The organism is Cupriavidus oxalaticus (assembly GCF_038900635.1).
Lineage (GTDB): Bacteria > Pseudomonadota > Gammaproteobacteria > Burkholderiales > Burkholderiaceae > Cupriavidus > Cupriavidus oxalaticus_B.
The window spans coordinates 152317-168351 of record NZ_JAYMRX010000004.1 but is presented as its reverse complement, the minus strand read 5'-3'; the positions used below and the strand labels follow the sequence as shown (position 1 = coordinate 168351).

The 16035-nt window shown below is 69.5% G+C and carries 14 protein-coding genes and 1 tRNA gene; 8 read left to right on the top strand and 7 right to left on the bottom strand.

What is annotated here, in order from left to right:
- Window positions 1–3: 3 nt before the first annotated feature.
- From gsiD to VSR71_RS09245, 5 genes are all read left to right on the top strand, one after another.
- Complete coding sequence (gene gsiD / locus VSR71_RS09265; protein WP_342913574.1) at window positions 4–918, top strand: glutathione ABC transporter permease GsiD; 915 nt, start codon at window positions 4–6, stop codon at window positions 916–918.
- A 3-nt stretch (window positions 919–921) separates the two neighbouring features.
- Window positions 922–1968 carry a P1 family peptidase gene (locus VSR71_RS09260; protein WP_342913573.1) on the top strand — a complete coding sequence of 349 codons (1047 nt, stop codon included), beginning with the start codon at window positions 922–924 and terminating at the stop codon, window positions 1966–1968.
- Window positions 1968–2786 carry a M55 family metallopeptidase gene (locus VSR71_RS09255; protein ID WP_342913572.1) on the top strand — a complete coding sequence of 273 codons (819 nt, stop codon included), beginning with the start codon at window positions 1968–1970 and terminating at the stop codon, window positions 2784–2786. The genes VSR71_RS09260 and VSR71_RS09255 overlap by 1 nt, the downstream gene beginning before the upstream one ends.
- Before the next feature lie 82 nt (window positions 2787–2868).
- Window positions 2869–3672 (top strand): hypothetical protein, encoded by an 804-nt coding sequence (locus VSR71_RS09250; protein ID WP_342913571.1) that lies wholly within the window; start codon window positions 2869–2871, stop codon window positions 3670–3672.
- 95 nt (window positions 3673–3767) lie between these two features.
- Window positions 3768–4838 carry a M14 family metallopeptidase gene (locus VSR71_RS09245; RefSeq protein WP_342913570.1) on the top strand — a complete coding sequence of 357 codons (1071 nt, stop codon included), beginning with the start codon at window positions 3768–3770 and terminating at the stop codon, window positions 4836–4838.
- 84 nt (window positions 4839–4922) lie between these two features.
- On the opposite strand, the gene VSR71_RS09240 is transcribed toward VSR71_RS09245, so the two are convergent.
- Window positions 4923–5822, bottom strand: coding sequence for a LysR family transcriptional regulator (locus tag VSR71_RS09240; protein ID WP_342913569.1), 900 nt, complete (start codon window positions 5820–5822; stop codon window positions 4923–4925).
- 234 nt (window positions 5823–6056) lie between these two features.
- Between VSR71_RS09240 and VSR71_RS09235 the strand changes: the two genes are divergently transcribed.
- Genes VSR71_RS09235 through VSR71_RS09225 form a run of 3 tightly spaced genes read left to right on the top strand, consistent with a single transcriptional unit; the run spans window position 6057 to window position 9258 of the window.
- Window positions 6057–7079 carry a tripartite tricarboxylate transporter substrate binding protein gene (locus VSR71_RS09235; RefSeq protein ID WP_342913568.1) on the top strand — a complete coding sequence of 341 codons (1023 nt, stop codon included), beginning with the start codon at window positions 6057–6059 and terminating at the stop codon, window positions 7077–7079.
- A 10-nt stretch (window positions 7080–7089) separates the two neighbouring features.
- The gene (locus VSR71_RS09230) at window positions 7090–8103 is read left to right on the top strand and encodes an NADPH:quinone oxidoreductase family protein (protein ID WP_342913567.1); all 1014 of its coding nucleotides are present in this window, start codon (window positions 7090–7092) and stop codon (window positions 8101–8103) included.
- Between the two features lie 15 nt (window positions 8104–8118).
- Window positions 8119–9258, top strand: a complete 1140-nt coding sequence (locus VSR71_RS09225) for a CoA transferase (protein WP_342913566.1) — start codon at window positions 8119–8121, stop codon at window positions 9256–9258.
- Window positions 9259–9335: 77 nt separating this feature from the next.
- Here VSR71_RS09225 and VSR71_RS09220 read toward each other — a convergent pair.
- The 6 genes from VSR71_RS09220 to dapE all read right to left on the bottom strand — a co-directional run bounded on the left by VSR71_RS09220 (window position 9336) and on the right by dapE (window position 15998).
- Window positions 9336–9412, bottom strand: a tRNA-Val gene (locus VSR71_RS09220).
- Between the two features lie 107 nt (window positions 9413–9519).
- Window positions 9520–11118 (bottom strand): class I adenylate-forming enzyme family protein, encoded by a 1599-nt coding sequence (locus tag VSR71_RS09215; protein ID WP_342913565.1) that lies wholly within the window; start codon window positions 11116–11118, stop codon window positions 9520–9522.
- A 64-nt stretch (window positions 11119–11182) separates the two neighbouring features.
- On the bottom strand, window positions 11183–12190 hold the full coding sequence (locus VSR71_RS09210; protein ID WP_342913564.1) for a tripartite tricarboxylate transporter substrate binding protein: 1008 nt from the start codon (window positions 12188–12190) through the stop codon (window positions 11183–11185).
- Between the two features lie 209 nt (window positions 12191–12399).
- Entirely contained in the window at window positions 12400–13668 is a 1269-nt protein-coding gene (locus tag VSR71_RS09205; protein WP_342913563.1) for an MFS transporter, read from the bottom strand.
- Window positions 13669–13928: 260 nt separating this feature from the next.
- Window positions 13929–14822 (bottom strand): 50S ribosomal protein L3 N(5)-glutamine methyltransferase, encoded by an 894-nt coding sequence (gene prmB, locus VSR71_RS09200; protein ID WP_342913562.1) that lies wholly within the window; start codon window positions 14820–14822, stop codon window positions 13929–13931.
- Window positions 14823–14846: 24 nt separating this feature from the next.
- A complete protein-coding gene (dapE, locus tag VSR71_RS09195) occupies window positions 14847–15998 on the bottom strand; it encodes a succinyl-diaminopimelate desuccinylase (RefSeq protein WP_342913561.1) in 1152 nt (383 codons plus the stop codon).
- Window positions 15999–16035: the final 37 nt, after the last annotated feature.

The following is a 16035-nucleotide window of genomic DNA, read 5'->3' as shown; positions in this document are numbered from 1 at the left end:
GGCATGACTGAGCTATCCACGCCCGCCGCAAGCGAAGCGGCACCCGCAACCGCCCCCGTGCCGGAGGCCGTGCGCACGCCCTGGACCGAGTTCTGGCGCAAATTCCGCAAGCAGCACCTGGCGCTGGGCGCCGGCGTGTTCGTGCTGCTGCTGGTGCTGGTCGCCATCCTGGCGCCGCATATCGTGCCGTACGACCCCGAGAATTTCTTCGACTACGACGCGCTCAACGCCGGCCCGTCGGCCGCGCACTGGATGGGCGTCGATTCGCTCGGCCGCGACATCTTCAGCCGCATCCTGGCCGGGGCGCGCATCTCGCTGGCGGCGGGTTTCCTGTCGGTGATCATCGGCGCGGTGATCGGCACCGTGCTCGGGCTGCTGGCCGGCTACTACGAGGGCTGGTGGGACCGCATCGTGATGCGGATCTCCGACGTGCTCTTCGCCTTTCCGGGCATCCTGCTGGCGATCGGCATCGTCGCCATCCTCGGCAACGGCATGACCAACGTGATCTTTGCGGTGGCGATCTTCAGCATCCCGGCGTTCGCGCGGCTGGTGCGCGGCAATACGCTGATGCTGAAGCGGCTGACCTACGTCGAGGCCGCGCGCAGCATCGGCGCGTCGGACTGGACCATCCTGGTGCGCCATATCCTGCCGGGCACGGTGTCGTCGATCGTGGTGTATTTCTCGATGCGGATCGGCACGTCGATCATCACTGCGGCCAGCCTGTCGTTCCTGGGGCTGGGCGCGCAGCCGCCCACGCCGGAGTGGGGCGCGATGCTGAACGAGGCCCGCGCTGACATGGTGACCGCGCCGCACGTGGCGATCTTCCCGAGCCTGGCGATCTTCCTGACCGTGCTCGCGTTCAACCTGCTTGGCGACGGCCTGCGCGACGCGCTGGATCCCAAGATCGACCGCCGCTGAGCCATGCAGACATCGACGCAGGGCGTGCCGCGCATCGGCAACCTGCCGGCGGGGCCGCGCGACAGCATCGCCGACGTGCCGGGCGTGAGCGTGGGGCACTGCACGCTGGCGCAGGGGGCGGTGCAGACCGGCGTCACCGTGATCCGCCCGCACGCGGGCGACATGTATCGCGACAAGGTGCCCGCGGCGGCTACCGTGCTCAACGGTTTCGGCAAGAGCGTGGGACTGGTGCAGGTGGACGAACTGGGCGTGCTGGAAACGCCGGTCGCGCTGACCAACACCTTCTCGGTCGGCGCCGTGGCGCAGGCGCAGATCCGCGCCGCCGTCGCCGCCAACCCGGAGATCGGACGCGCGTGGCCGACCGTCAATCCGCTGGTGTTCGAATGCAATGACGGCTACCTGAACGATATCCAGCGCATGGCCGTGGACGGCAGCCACTATGACGCGGCGCTGGCCGCTGCCGCCCAGGACGTCGCGCAGGGCGCGATCGGTGCCGGACGCGGCATGTCGTCGTTCTGCGTCAAAGGCGGCATCGGCACGGCGTCGCGCATGGCGCAGGGCTATTGCGTCGGCGCGCTGGTACTGGCCAACTTCGGCACGCCGGAGTCGCTGACGCTGGCGGGCAAGCTGGTCGGGCCGCAACTGGTGCAGCGGCTGCAGCAGCCCGACGCGGTGGTGCAGCCTGAGAAGGGCTCGATCATCATGGTCGTGGCCACCGACGTGCCGCTGGACGCGCGCCAGCTGCGCCGGCTGTCGCTGCGCGCCGGCGCGGGGCTGGCGCGCACCGGCTCGGTGTTCGGGCACGGCTCGGGCGATATCGCGCTCGCGTTCTCGACCGCCTATACCGTCCCGCACCAGGCCGACCGCGCCATGCCCGCCGTCGCCATGCTCCACGAAACGCTGCTCGACCCGCTGTTCCGCGCCGCCGCGGACGGTGTCGAGCAGGCCATCGTCCATGCGCTCTGGCATGCGGCGACGGTGCAGGGCCGCGACGGCCATGCCCGCCGCGCCTTGCTGGATGCCATGCCAGAACTGCGCCAGTCCGCCTGATGAAGATCCTGATTTCCACCGATATCGAAGGCGTCGCCGGCGTCTTCCACGCCGAGCAGACCCGTCCCGGCAACGGCGAATACGAACGCGCCCGCGCCTGGATGACCGCCGAGGCCAATGCCGCCGTCGCCGGCGCCTTTGCCGGGGGCGCCACCGACGTGCTGGTCAACGACTCGCATGGCGGCTTCCGCAACCTGCTGCCGGACCAGCTCGACCCGCGCGCGCGGCTGGTGCTCGGCAAGCCGCGCTACCTTGGCATGATGGCCGGCATCGAGGACGGCGCCGACGGCGTGCTGATGATCGGCTACCACGGCCGCGCGCAGAGCCGCGGCGTGCTGGCGCACACCATCAATAGCGGCGCCTTCGCCCGGGTCTGGCTCAACGGCATGGAGCTGGGCGAGGCCGGCCTCTACGGCGCGCTGGCCGGAGAGTCGGGGGTGCCGGTGCTGATGGCCAGCGGCGACGATGTCTTTGTGCAGGAAACCCGGGCGCTGATGCCGTGGGTGCGCTTTGCCGAGACCAAGCGTGCCGGCGGCTTCGGCAGCGGCACCACGCTGTCGCCGGCGGCAGCGCGCGAGGCGATCCAGGCGGCCGCGGCCGACGGCGTGCGCGCCGCGGCGCAGGCGCAATGCCTGCGGCTCGACACGCCGGTGAGCGCCAGGCTGCAGACCCTGACGCCGGCGCATGCCGACCTGTTCTGCCAGTGGCCGACGCTGGAGCGACTGGATGGCGTGACCCTGGGCTTCCAGGCGGATTCCGTGCAGGCCGCGGTGCGCATGCTCAACTGCCTGTCGGCGATGTCATTCATGCTGAAGTAGCGCCGCCGGGCAGCGGATCGTGCGGATAGGCGACAATACCGGGTCCGCAGCCAACCCAGCCAACCCGGCATTACGCATTCGCATGACCCAGGCACACGACGGGGGCTGGATCCCCGTACGCAAGGACTTCGTCGACTTGGACACCCGCTGCCATGCGCGCGGCAACAGCCGCCGGCACCACGGTTTCCCGCACGGGCAGGCCTATATCCTGCGCGACGCCGCCGGGCATGAGTACCCGTTCGGCGAAGATTGCGCCCGCGCCGCCGTGGCGCATCCGGGGTTGCTGCTGCAGGTGCCGGATTACACCGAGCGCGACGTGGTGCCGCGCACGGCCTTGCCCGATCCCTTGCCCGATCCGATACCCGCCGGCGCGCGGCGCGGACGGCGCGGCGCGGCGGAGACCGCGGCCGCCGAGCGCCTCGCCGCCGTCCGTTACCTGGTGCTGCGCATGGAAAAAGTGGCCGCCGTGCCGCGCGTGCAGCCCACCGTGCGTTTTCCCGCGCTGGACCCGGTCTACGAGCAATACCTGCGCACCGGCGAAGTCGCCACCGCGCAGGTGCGCCGGATCCTGGCGATCGAGCGTGCGCCGGGCACGCCACCGCGGCTGCGCGCCACCAACCTGCTCGACGTCTATACCGCCCATGTCAAGCTGGAGCGGCTGATCGCCGCGTCCAACAGCGTCGACAACATCCGCTTCCTGCGCGGCCTGCACGACTGGCTGGCGCGCCACCTGGTGCTGACCGCCAGCCAGCTGGCCGCGGCAGGGATCGAAATGCATCCGCAGGCCTTTACCTCGCCCGGCATCTGGGGCGCCGGGACCGAATCGGCAAGCCCCGCAGTCCCGGCGGCCCCGGCGCCGGCCGACCCGAACGGCTCGCTGTTCTAGCCGCCACGCTCGGCAGCGCTGGCAGGACTGGCAGCGCTGGCAGAACCGGCTGAAAAGGCGTCTAATGGCCTGCATCGCCATCCGCCGGTGACGCCATGAGCCCTTTTTCGCGCAGCTACGCCGAAGCCCGCCAGAAATTCCTCGATGCCGCGCGCGCGGCCGGGGCCGACCTGGCGCAGTTCCCGCATCCGACCCGCCGCGGCAGCGCCGGCGAGGACCTGGCCATCGACGTGGCGCAGGTGGGGCCGTCCGGCGCGCGGCAGTGCCTGATGGTGACTTCCGGCACCCATGGCGCCGAGGGCTTTGCCGGCTCCGGCGCGCAGATTGCGATGCTGAACGACACCGCGCTGCTGGCCGATTGCGCCGCCGCCGGCACCAGCCTGCTGCTGGTCCATGCCATCAATCCTTACGGTTTCTCGCACCTGCGCCGGGTCAACGAAGACAATGTCGACCTGAATCGCAACTTCATGGATTTCTCGCAGCCGCTGCCGCACAACGGGCCCTATGCGGAGATCGCGCCGCTGCTGCTGCCAGCGCAATGGCCGCCGTCCGACGCCGACCAGGCGCAGCTGATGAAGACCGTGGCCGAGCGCGGCATGGCGTGGTACCAGGCCGCGCTGAGCGGCGGCCAGTACCAGGAGCCGGACGGCATGTTCTTCGGCGGCATCACGGCGACCTGGAGCAACTACACGCTGTGCCGCATCCTGGCGCGCTTTGGCGCCGGGCGCGAGACGCTGCGCTGGATCGACGTGCACACCGGCCTGGGGCCGTGGGGCTATGGCGAGCCGATCCACATGGGCCCGGACACGCCCGAGTCGCTGACGCGCACGCGCGCAATCTGGGGCAGCCGGGTGACGTCGATCTATGACGGCTCGTCGACCTCGGCCAACCTGTCCGGGCTGGCCTGGCATGCGGTGCCGCAGACGCTGCCGGGGATCGACTATGCCGGCATCGCGCTGGAATTCGGCACGCTGCCGGTGGGCGAAGTGCTGGACGCGCTGCGCGGCGACCACTGGCTGCACCAGCACCCCGAGGCGGACGAGAACCAGCGCGCGCTGGTGCGCCACGCGATGTGGCAGGCCTTCTATGGCGATGCCGACGACTGGCGCGAAGGCGTGGTGACGCAGGTGACCGACGCCGTGCGCAGCACGCTGGCCGCGGCCTGATCGTGACCTGAGCGCGGACTGATCGCGCCTGACCGGGCCTGACCGGGCCTGACCGGGCGTCTGAGCGGGACTAAATGCGCTCCCTCAGATTTCCATCTCCCCGCACCACTTGACCACCGCGTCGCGGAAGTCCTGGCAGATCGGCGACAGGTAGCCGCCGGCGCGCCACAGCACCGCCAGCTCGTGCTGCCATGACATGCCCGGCCCGGCGATCGCCTGCAATCCCTGTCCCTCCGCCTGCTTCAGGATGCGCGGCGGCATGATGCCGAGCAGGTCTGAGTGCCGCAGCAACTCGCCGAACGCGACCGGCGAGGCCGTGCTTTCCACCGCCACGCGCGGCGGCGGCAGGCCCACCGAGGTGAATCGTTCTTCCAGCCACTGGCGCAGGTACAGCGAACTGGCCGGCACGGCCCAGCGCTCTTCGGTCAGGTCGGCCAGCGCACGGAAGCTGTCGCGGCGCGGATGCGCGCTGCGGCAGACGATCTGCATGGTCAGCGGTCCAAGCGGCAGCCAGTCGATGTCTTCCGGCACGCTGGCCGGACGCGCCGCCAGGATCAGGTCGGCGTCGCCGCTTTGCAGCACCGCCATCAGGCGCGCGCTCAGGTGCGTTTCGATCGAGAACACTGCCAGCGGGCGGCTGACGAAGAACTGCGCCAGCAGCGGCGACAGCAGCGACGGCACCAGGTAAGGGATGGCGCCGAGCCGCACGGTGCCGGCGCGCGCCAGCCGCTGCTCGGCCAGTTCATTGCGCAGGTCGGTTGCCGCCAGCGAGATCTTGCGCGCATGCGCCAGCAGCGTCTTGCCGACGCTGGTCGGCACCAGCCCGCGCGGGGTGCGCTCGAACAGCGGCATGCCGGCCTCGGCCTCCAGCCTCGCCAGCGTCTTGGACAGGCCGGACTGGGTCATGCCGAGCATGTCGGCGGCGCGATGCAGGTTGCCGTGTTCGCTGACTACCAGGAAGGCTTCAAGATCCTCGAAACGCATGGGGTAGGTGCCGGCCTGGCAGCGTGCGAATAGTGCCGGCCATTGTAGCGTGGCGTGCGGAGCGCGCCGCGGCCTTGACGTCCGCCCCGCACTGCGCCATGCCCGGCAGGACTCGGAATGTGCCGTGCAGGAATCGATGGTGCCGCGAGTGTGCCCTAGACTGCGCTGGCATCCCTCGCATCGCCACAGGCTGGCGGGCATCACAGAAGGGAGCCAGCACAGGAGACACCAACCATGCCGACCCTCCGCTCGCGGCTGCGCGCCGCCATACCCGCCATCATGCTGGCGGCTCTTGCCACCACAACCGCCGCCACAACCGCAGCCACGGCGCACGCCGCCGACGCCGCCACCGACGCCGAAGCGTATCCATCGCGCCCGCTGACCATCGTGGTGCCTTCGGTGGCCGGCAATGTCAATGACGCAGTCGCCCGGCTGATCGGACAGGAACTGACCAGGACCTGGGGCCAGCCGGTGATCGTCGACAACAAGCCCGGCGCAGGGACCACCACCGGCACCAAGCACGTCGCGCGCGCTGCGAAGGACGGCTATACCGCGCTGCTGACCTTCACCGCGCACGTGCAGAACCCGTCGCTGTACCCGCGCATCGGCTACGACCCGATCGCCGATTTTGCGCCGGTCAGCGAGGTCGCGATCTCGTCGACCATCCTGGCCGTGTCGCCGGACTTCCCCGCGCGCACGCTGCCGGAGCTGGTGGCGCTGGTCAAGGCCAATCCCGGCAAGTATCCGTACGGCTCCTATGGCGCCGGCACGACCGGCCATATCCTTGGCGAACTGCTCAAGCGCGAGGCCGGCCTGCAGATGGAGCACGTGGCCTACAAGGGCGGTGCGCCGCTGGCGACCGACCTGGCCGCGGGACACGTGAAGATCGGCTTCATCGCGGTGGGCACGGCCATGCCGCTGCTGCAGGGCGGCAAGCTGATCCCGGTGGCGATGGCCGGCGCCGAACGCTCGGCGCTGCTGCCCAGGGTGCCGACCTTCCGTGAGGCCGGCTTCAAGGGCTTCGAGCCGGATGCGTGGATGGGCCTGCTGTTCCCGGCCGGCGTGCCGAAGGCGCGGGTCGAGGCGCTGTCGCGCGAAGTGGCGCGCATCGTGCGCATGCCGGAGATCGCGAAGAAAATGCAGGACCTGAACCTGGTGCCGGTGGGCGGCACGCCGGAAGCCTTCGCCGCGGTGCTCAAGAGCGACCGCGACAAATGGAGCCGCATCATCCGCGATGTCGGCATCACGCTCGAGTAAAGGATTGGCGATGCAAGACAACGATTACCTGGGGCTGGTCTGCTCGCGCTGGTGCCACTGGAGCGAACTGGAACTGCAGCGCATCCCGCGCCGGCCGCTCGGACCGGGACAGGTGCGCATCCGCGTGCGGCATGCGGGCGTCGGCTTTGCGCTGAGCCTGTTCGTGTCGGGCAAGTACCAGCGCAAGCCGCCGCTGCCGTTCACGCCCGGCACTGAAGCGGCCGGGGAGATCCTCGAGGTCGCGCCGGACGTGACACGGCTGCGCGTGGGGCAGCGCGTGGCGGCGGCGCTGGACTGGGGCGGCTTTGCCGAAGAGGTCGTGACGACCGCCGACACGGTCTATCCGGTGCCGGATGGGCTGGCACTGGCTCACGCCGCGGCGCTGCCGGTTACCTACGGCACCGTATGGGCCGCGCTGGCGTGGCGCGCCGCGCTGCAGCCCGGCGAGACCATGCTGGTGCATGGCGCCAGCGGCGCGCTCGGCACGGCGGCGGTGCAGGTAGGCAAGCTGATGGGGGCGCGCGTGATCGCCACCGCCAGCACCGATGCCAAGCGCGAGGCGGCACTGGGCAATGGCGCGGCGCATGCGCTGCCTGCCGACGCGGCCGCGCTGGCGGCATCGGTGAAGGCGCTGTGCCCGGCGGGCGGGGTCGACGTGGTGTTCGATCCGGTCGGCGGCGACCTGTTCGATGCCTCGCTGCGCTGCGCGGCGCCGGGCGCTCGGCTGCTGTCGATCGGCTATGCCAGCGGCCGCATTCCGGAAGTGCCTGCGAACCTGCTGCTGGTCAAGAACCTGTCGATGATCGGCTTCAACTACGGCTACTACATCGGCTGGGGACTGACCGATGAACGCCAGCGCTTCGCGCCGCGCGTGCAACAGGTGGTCGAACAGATCATGCAGGCGGTGGCGGGCGGCAAGCTGGCGCCGCCCGTGCTGCAGCACTTCCCGCTGCGCGACTGGCTGGCGGCGGTCGACACCACGATGTCGCGCCGCGCCATCGGCAAGGTCATGCTGGATATCTGAAACGTGGAGAACGAGATGCAATCCGGACAAGACGCTGCGCTGCTCGACGGCCTGACGGTGCTCGACCTGAGCCAGGGGATCGCCGGCCCTTACTGCGGGCTGGTGCTGCGCCAGCAGGGCGCGCGCGTGATCAAGGTGGAACCGCCCGGCGGCGACTGGTCGCGCAACATGGGCCGCATCCGCGCCGGCCAGACCGCGATCGCGGTGGCGTGCAACGCCGGCAAGGAAAGCGTGCTGCTGGATGCGCGCACCGACAGCGGCCGCGCCGCCATGGCACGGCTGGCCGCGCGTGCCGACGTGGTGATCCAGAACTTCCGTCCCGGCGTGGCCGAGCGCATGGGCGTGGGCTACGAGACGCTGGCGGCGCGCAACCCGACGCTGGTCTATGTGTCGATCACCGGCTACGGCCATGCCGGCCCGATGGCGGCGCTGCCGGCAGTCGACACCACGGTGCAGGCGGTCAGCGGGCTGATGCACCTGAACCGCGACGGCGCGGGCCAGCCGCGGCGCATCCCGTTCTTCCTGATCGATCTCAGCACCGGGCTCTATGCCGCCCAGCATGCGTGCGCGGCGTTGTTCAGGGCCGCGCGCCATGGCAAGGGGCGCCACGTGAAGCTGTCGCTGCTGGAAACCAGCGCGGCGCTGCAGTCGTACCTGCTGGTGGACGATGCCATGTTCCCCGACGCCGAAATGGCGGCGGCCAATGCGCCGACGGGGTTGTTCGCGGCAGCGGACGGCATGCTCTACATCAGCATGCTCAACGACGCGATGTTCGTGCGGCTGGCGCGCGTGCTGGGCTTTGACGACTGGCTCGACGATGCCGCGCTGCGCAACAGTGCTGGCCGGCTGCCACGCGCGGCGGAACTGAACCGGCGCGTGGCGCAGGCAGTGGCCGCGCAGCCGCTCGCACACTGGGAAGCGCTGCTGACCGACCATGATGTGCTGTTCGGCCGCGTCAGCCACGCAAGCGATTTCCTGCGAAGCGCGCAATGCCGGCAGGCGGGGGTTTTCGGCCGCCTGAGGCTGGATGGAATTGGCGAGGTGCCGTGGGCCAACCTGCCGGGGATGGCAGGCATGATGCGGCCCGAGGGCGATGCGCCCACGCTGGGACAGCACACCGAAGCGGTGATGGCGGAGTTCGGCATCACTGCATGACATTGCCGCGCGACATTGCCGCGGGAAAAGAAAAACGGACGGTGCGCATATGCGTACCGTCCGTTTCCTTTGTGCGTTGGTAGGCTCGATTGGACTCGAACCAACGACCCCCACCATGTCAAGGTGGTGCTCTAACCAGCTGAGCTACGAGCCTAGCGAAGCCGCGAATTATAGGGATGCGTTCGCGATTGCGCAAGCACCCTGGCAAACTTTCTGCGATTGTGCTGCGCGCACCGCGCGAGCGGGCTTTGCGTCAGGGGCTCAGGCCTGCGTCAGCCGGTCGCGCAATTCGCGCTTGAGTACCTTGCCGATGGCGCTGCGCGGCAGGCTGTCGACCACATGCAACCCGGCCAACCGCTGGGTCTTGCCCAGGCGCTCGTTGGCCCAGGCGAGCACGTCCTGCGCCGTGGCGCCGCTGCCCGCGCGCAGCGCGACGAAGCCCACCGGCGTCTCGCCCCAGCGCTCCGACGGCACGCCGACCACCGACACCTCGGCGACCGCCGGGTGCTCGCGCACCACCGCCTCGATATCGCTCGGATAGATGTTGAAGCCGCCCGAGATGATCATGTCCTTCTTGCGGTCGAGCAGCACCAGGAAGCCGTCTTCATCGAAGCGGCCGATATCGCCGGTGCGGATGAAGCGGTTGCCCTGCGCATCGTGCCATTCGGTCTCGGCGGTCTTTTCCGGCTGGTTGTGGTAGCCGTTCATCATCGCCGGCGAACGGCCGACCACTTCGCCGGTGCTGCCCGGCGGCAACTCGCGGCCTTCGTCGTCGATGACGCGGATGTCGGCATTCGGCGCGGGGCGGCCGACCGTGTGCAGCTTGTCGGGAAACTGGTGCGCGTGCAGCAGGCAGCTGCCGCCGCCTTCGGTCATGCCGTACAGCTCGGTGAGCCCGCCCGGCCAGCGGCGCAGCACCTCGGCCTTCAGCGCCGGGCTGAACGGCGCGCTGGTGCAGAACTTCTGCCGGAAGGAAGACAGATCGTGGCGGTCGAAGTCCGGATGCGCGAGCAGGCGCTGGTATTGCACCGGCACCAGCATGGTGTGCGTGACGCGGTGCTGCTGCGCCAGCGCCAGGTACTTGCCCGCGTCGAACTTGGCCATCAGGATCGCCGTGCCGCCCAGGCCGATGGTCGGGAAGAAACTGGCCAGCGTGGTGTTGGAGTACAGCGGCGTCGACAGCAGCGTGATGGCATCGGTGCCGTAGCCCGTGGCCGCGCCGCGCGACACGTGTGCCCAGCGCATGCCGTGCGACTGCACGATGCCCTTGGGCTTGCCGGTGGTGCCGGACGAATAGATGATGTTCAGCGGCATTTCCGGGAGGATTTCGGGCTCCTGCACCGGCGTGCCGGGGGGGGCGAGCCAGTCCGCATAGGGCTGGGCGCCATCCCAACCTGCGCTGCCATCGAGCATGACCAGGGGCGTGCCGGCCAGCTGGTCACGCACCGGCTGCAAGGCGGCGGCAACGGCGGCATCGGTGCACAGGATGCGCGCGCCGGCGTCGGCCACCATGCCGGCCAGGCTTTCCGGCGTCGACGACGGTGCCAGCGGCGCCACCACTACGCCCGCGCGCACCGCGCCCAGGTAGACCGCGGCGTATTCGATCGACGAGTTGGCGCAGATCGCGATGGCCTCGCCGGGGCGCACGTTGTCGCGCGCCAGCGCGGCGGCGATGCGGTCCATGGCGGCGTCCAGCCCGGCGTAGTCGAGCACGCGCCCGTCATGCATCAGCGCGCGCTGCGTGGGGCGTTCGGTGGCATGCTCGCGCACGAGCACGGACATGGTGGTGAAAGGGCGGGTAAGCGGCGCGGGCTGGGTGGGCTGGGTGGGCTGGTTGGGCTGGTTCGGCGTCTTGGTCATGTCAGCAAGTTCATGTCGCAAAAACGGAGCGGGCGCCGGCATGGCGGCGCCCGCTGGAAAGCGGTTACTGTATCTGCGCGCCGGAGTCCTTGACCACCTTGCTCCAGCGGTTGATCTCGGCATCGATATGCGTGCGCAGCGCGGCGGGCGTGGAGCCGACCGGTTCATAACCATTGGTTGCCAGTGTGGCCTTCAGGTCTGGCTGGCGCAGCACCGTGGCGATCTCGGTGCTGAGGCGGTCGACCACCGGCTGCGGCGTGCCGGCCGGGGCCAGCACCGCATACCAGCCAGTGATGCTGATGCCCGGCACGCCGGCTTCGGCCAGCGTCGGCACGTCGGGCGCGACCGCGGCGCGCTGGCTGCCGGTCACCGCCAGCGCGCGCAGCTTGCCGCTCTTCACGTGCGGCAGCGTGGTGGAGATGCTGTCGAAGGTCAGCTGGACCTCGCCCGACAGCATCGCCGTCACCACTTGCGCGCTGCCCTTGTACGGGACGTGGGTCATCCTGACGCCGGCCACGGAATCGAACAATTCGCCCGCCAGGTGGCCGGTGTTGCCGTTGCCGGCCGAGGCAAAGGTCAGCTTGCCGGGATTGGCCTTCGCCTCCGCGATCAGCTCCTGCACGTTGTTCGCACGCAGCGACGAGCTGCCGGCCAGGATCATCGGCAGGTTGGCCACAAGCGAGACCGGCGCGAAGTCCTTGCGGGTGTCGTACGGCAGTTTGGGATAGAGGCTCGCATTGATGGCATGCGCGGCCAGCACCATGATCAGCGTGTACCCGTCCGGCTTGGCGCGCGCCAGCGCCTGCGTGGCGATGGTGCCGCCGGCGCCGGGGCGGTAGTCGAGCACCACCGGCTGGCCCAGCTTTTCCTGCAGCTTGGCGGCCACCGGCCGCGCCAGCAGGTCGGCGCTGCCGCCGGGCGGGTAGGGGATCAGCAACTGGATCGGTCGCGCGGGCCAGGTCTCGGCGCCGGCGGTGAGCGGCACGGCCAGCGAGCCGGCGGCCAGCATGCCGGCCAGGCCGCGTACGAGCCATGCGCGGCGGCCCCGGACGGGGCGCAGGGATGATGCCATCGATGTGTCTCCTTGTTATGCGGCCGCGGGCGCGTCCGCCGTCCCATATTGCGGGCTGGGACGTTGGTGTCACAAACGGTAAAGCGGGATCGGCGGCAGGGGAATTCTTAAATCGATAAGTCTGGCTTTTTGTGGGCGAAGCCCAGGGCGATCGTCCCGGTGATCCGAACGCCGCGCGGCTGCATGAGGGATGCCGTCCTCAATGGCGCTCAGTTGGTCGGATGCGGCGGACTGAAGAAATACGGGACCAGCGACACCGCGACCAGCACCGCCGCGGACACAAAGATTGCCGCATAAGTCGACGCTACCGGCCACTGCCGCACATGCCCCGCGTTGGCGATCAGGCCGAACGCCCACGACGTCAGCGCCGAGCCGAGGAACACGAAGGTATTGAGCAGCCCCAGCCCGCGGCCGCGCTGCGACGGCGGGATCAGGCCGCGGCCCTGTGCCATCACCAGCGGGTGCAGCATGCCGATGGTCGACAGCAGCGCCATCATCGCCACGGCGTAGCCGATGCCGGTGTCCGGCCACAGCGCCAGCAGGATCGCCCCCGACATGGCAAAGCACGACCAGCCGGCGATGGCGGTCTTGAGCGTGCTGCGCCGGACCAGCACCGGCAGCAGGAATGCCGTCAGGAAGCCGGCCAGGCTCAGCAGCGTCAGCGCCACGCCGCGCGGTGCCGAGCCCAGGCCGAATACCTCGGCCAGGTAGGGGCCGCTCCAGGCATTGCGGAAGGCAGTCCCGGCAGCCATGGCCACGCACAGCGGGATCAGCGTCCACAGCGGCGCCAGCTTCAGCAACTGCACGCTTTCCGACAGCATCGCCGGCCACGAGGCGCCGCGGGCCTCGGCATGGCCATGGTCGCGCACGAAGCGCCACACGCCATAGCAGGCCGCCACCATGCCCAGTGCCGACACCGCCATCGATGGCCGCCAGCCGATCAGCGAGATGGCCCAGCCAAGCGGCGCAGTCGCGCACAGCGAGCCGATCATGCCGGTGGCGTTGGAGCGGCTGACCACGCGGGTGTAATCGCGTTCGGAAAGTTGTTCCGAGGCGAAATGCAGCAGGCCCATGAACACGGGGGCGCACGCCAGTCCCAGCCCCACCTGCGCCAGCGTGGCCGCGGTGCCGTTGGGCGCCAGCACGAATACGATCGACGACAGCGCGCCCACGGCCAGCAGCAGCGCGGTCGGGCGGCCGACCCCATAGCGGTCGAACGCAATGCCCACTGGGATCTGCGCCACGGCAAAGGCCAGGAAGAATGACGACGAGAGCGCGCCATACCCTGCCGGCGACAGCCCGAAATCGTGCTGCAGCTCGGGTGCCATCACTGCCAGGCAGGAGCGGAAGAACTGGCTGAGCGCGAACGCGAAGGTCAGGATGGCGATGCCGCGCACGGCGCGCGTGGTTGCGGCTTGGGCAGGCAGGGCGTTGGAACCGGGAGGGGATCCGGGGAGAGGGGAGTTGCTGGCGGTCACGGCGTCAGTGGCGCGATATCTGCAGCGAGTGTAGAGCCTGCGCGCGTTGCGTGATCAACGGTTGGCCGGTGTTCGCCCAGATTGCGCGGGCGTACCCTGTGCCGATGGTGTGCTCCCTCTCCCGCTTGCGGGAGAGGGTTGGGGTGAGGGCGGGAGTATCGACGGAGTCGGGCCGTTGCAGTACGCTAGCGCCTGCCCTCTCCCCCCGCCCCTCTCCCGCGGGCGGGAGAGGGGAGCAAACCGTCGGCGGGTTTAGCGCATCAGCCCGGCAGAGCGTCGTACGTCAGCAGGAAGACCTGCTCCTCGCCCGCGCTGACCGGCAGCCAGACGATCTCCAGGTCGGGGAAGGCCGCCTCCACATTGGCATGCTCGTTGCCGATCTCGACCACCAGCACGCCACCCGGATTCAATCGCGCCTTGGCCCCGGCAATGATCCGCCGCACCACGTCCATGCCATCGTCCCCGCCGGCCAGCGCGATGCGCGGTTCAGCCTGGTATTCCGCCGGCAGTGCCTGCATCGAGGCCTCATTGACGTACGGCGGGTTGGTCAGGATCACATCGTAGGTCGCGCCATGCGGCAGCGGCGCGTACAGGTCGCCTTCGTAGAGACGGATGCGGTCGTCCATCTTGTAGTCGGCGACGTTGCGGCGGGCCACGGCCAGCGCATCGGGCGAAATGTCGACCGTATCGATCTTCGCGTTCGGCCACACATGCGCGGCCAGGATCGGCAGGCAGCCCGAGCCGGTGCACAGCTCCAGCACCGGGCCGATCTGTCCGGTCTCGCCGATCCACGGCTCCAGCCCTTCCTGCAGCAGCTCGCCGATGAAGCTGCGCGGCACGATCACGCGCGAGTCCACGTAGAAGCGCAGGCCATGCATATAGGCCTCGTGCGTGATGTAGGCGGCCGGTACGCGCTCGTTGACGCGGCGCTCGATCACTTTCAGCACGGCGTCGATTTCCTCGGGCAGCAGGCGCGCATCGAGGAACGGGTCGAGCGTGTCGAGCGGCAGGTTCAGCGTGTGCAGTACCAGGTAGGCCGCCTCGTCATAGGCGTTGGCGCTGCCGTGGCCGAAGGACAGGCGCGCGGCGGTAAAGCGCGAGACTGCGAGACGCAGCAGGTCGCGCACGGTGCACAGGGGAGAAGGTGTTGCCATGTCGGTGTCTTTCGGCGAAAAAAATCAGGCGATCAGGCGTTCCAGCACGCCGCGGTAAACGTTCTTCAGCGGGTCGATGAAGCGCACCTCGACGTGCTCGTCGATCTTGTGGATGCTGGCGTTGGGCGGGCCGAACTCGATCACCTGCGGGCAGATCTTGGCGATGAAGCGGCCGTCGGAGGTGCCGCCGGTGGTCGACAGCTCGGTGTCGAACCCGGTTTCGGCCTTGATCGCGGACGACAGCGCGTCCGACAGATCGCCGCGCGGCGTCAGGAAGGGCTCGCCGCCCAGGGTCCAGTCCAGCGAGTATTCGAGGCTGTGGCGGTCCAGGATCGCATGCACGCGCGCCTTCAGGCCTTCGGGCGTGCTGGCGGTCGAGAAGCGGAAATTGAAGTCGATGGTGACGTGGCCCGGGATCACGTTGGTGGCGCCGGTGCCGCCGTGGATATTCGACATCTGCCAGCTGGTCGGCGGAAAGTACTCGTTGCCTTCGTCCCAGACCTCGGCGGCCAGCGCGGCCAGCGCCGGGGCGGCGTCATGGATCGGGTTGCGGCCCAGGTGCGGGTAGGCGATATGGCACTGGATGCCCTTGACCGTCAGCTTGCCCGACAGCGAGCCGCGGCGGCCGTTCTTGACCATGTCGCCGAGCGCGTTGACCGAGGTCGGCTCGCCGATCACGCAGTAGTCCAGGCGCTCGCCGCGCGCGCTCAGCGCTTCGACGACCTTGATGGTGCCGTCATGCGCCGGGCCTTCCTCGTCGCTGGTGATCAGGAAACCGATCGAGCCGGCATGCGCGGGATGCGCCTTGACGAATTCCTCCACCGCCACCACGAAGCCGGCGATCGAGGTCTTCATGTCTGCCGCGCCGCGGCCGTACAGCTTGCCGTCGCGATGGGTCGGCTCGAACGGGTCGGAGTGCCACTGCTCCAGCGGGCCGGTCGGCACCACGTCGGTATGGCCGGCGAACACCAGCAGCTTGCCCGCCGTGCCCTGCGTGCCGCGCCTGACCGCCCACAGGTTGGTCACGCGGAAATCGTCCGGACCGCTGACGATGGCTTCGCAGTCGAAGCCGAGCGCCTTCAGGCGGGTTTCCAGGATGGCCTGGCAGCCTTCGTCGGCGGGCGTGACGGAGCGGCGGCGGATCAGGTCTTCGGTGAGGGCGAGGGTGGCGGTCATGTGACGGCGGCGTAAATCAGAGGAGTCAGCGGGTGAA

Coding starts and splice junctions, on each gene's coding strand:
- VSR71_RS09225 (WP_342913566.1), top strand. CDS start 8,119: ATGCAATCCGGACAAGACGCTGCGCTGCTCGACGGCCTGACGGTGCTC.
- VSR71_RS09255 (WP_342913572.1), top strand. CDS start 1,968: ATGAAGATCCTGATTTCCACCGATATCGAAGGCGTCGCCGGCGTCTTC.
- VSR71_RS09245 (WP_342913570.1), top strand. CDS start 3,768: ATGAGCCCTTTTTCGCGCAGCTACGCCGAAGCCCGCCAGAAATTCCTC.
- VSR71_RS09240 (WP_342913569.1), bottom strand. CDS start 5,822: ATGCGTTTCGAGGATCTTGAAGCCTTCCTGGTAGTCAGCGAACACGGC.
- VSR71_RS09210 (WP_342913564.1), bottom strand. CDS start 12,190: ATGGCATCATCCCTGCGCCCCGTCCGGGGCCGCCGCGCATGGCTCGTA.
- VSR71_RS09230 (WP_342913567.1), top strand. CDS start 7,090: ATGCAAGACAACGATTACCTGGGGCTGGTCTGCTCGCGCTGGTGCCAC.
- VSR71_RS09250 (WP_342913571.1), top strand. CDS start 2,869: ATGACCCAGGCACACGACGGGGGCTGGATCCCCGTACGCAAGGACTTC.
- VSR71_RS09260 (WP_342913573.1), top strand. CDS start 922: ATGCAGACATCGACGCAGGGCGTGCCGCGCATCGGCAACCTGCCGGCG.
- prmB (WP_342913562.1), bottom strand. CDS start 14,822: ATGGCAACACCTTCTCCCCTGTGCACCGTGCGCGACCTGCTGCGTCTC.
- VSR71_RS09235 (WP_342913568.1), top strand. CDS start 6,057: ATGCCGACCCTCCGCTCGCGGCTGCGCGCCGCCATACCCGCCATCATG.
- dapE (WP_342913561.1), bottom strand. CDS start 15,998: ATGACCGCCACCCTCGCCCTCACCGAAGACCTGATCCGCCGCCGCTCC.
- VSR71_RS09215 (WP_342913565.1), bottom strand. CDS start 11,118: ATGACCAAGACGCCGAACCAGCCCAACCAGCCCACCCAGCCCACCCAG.
- gsiD (WP_342913574.1), top strand. CDS start 4: ATGACTGAGCTATCCACGCCCGCCGCAAGCGAAGCGGCACCCGCAACC.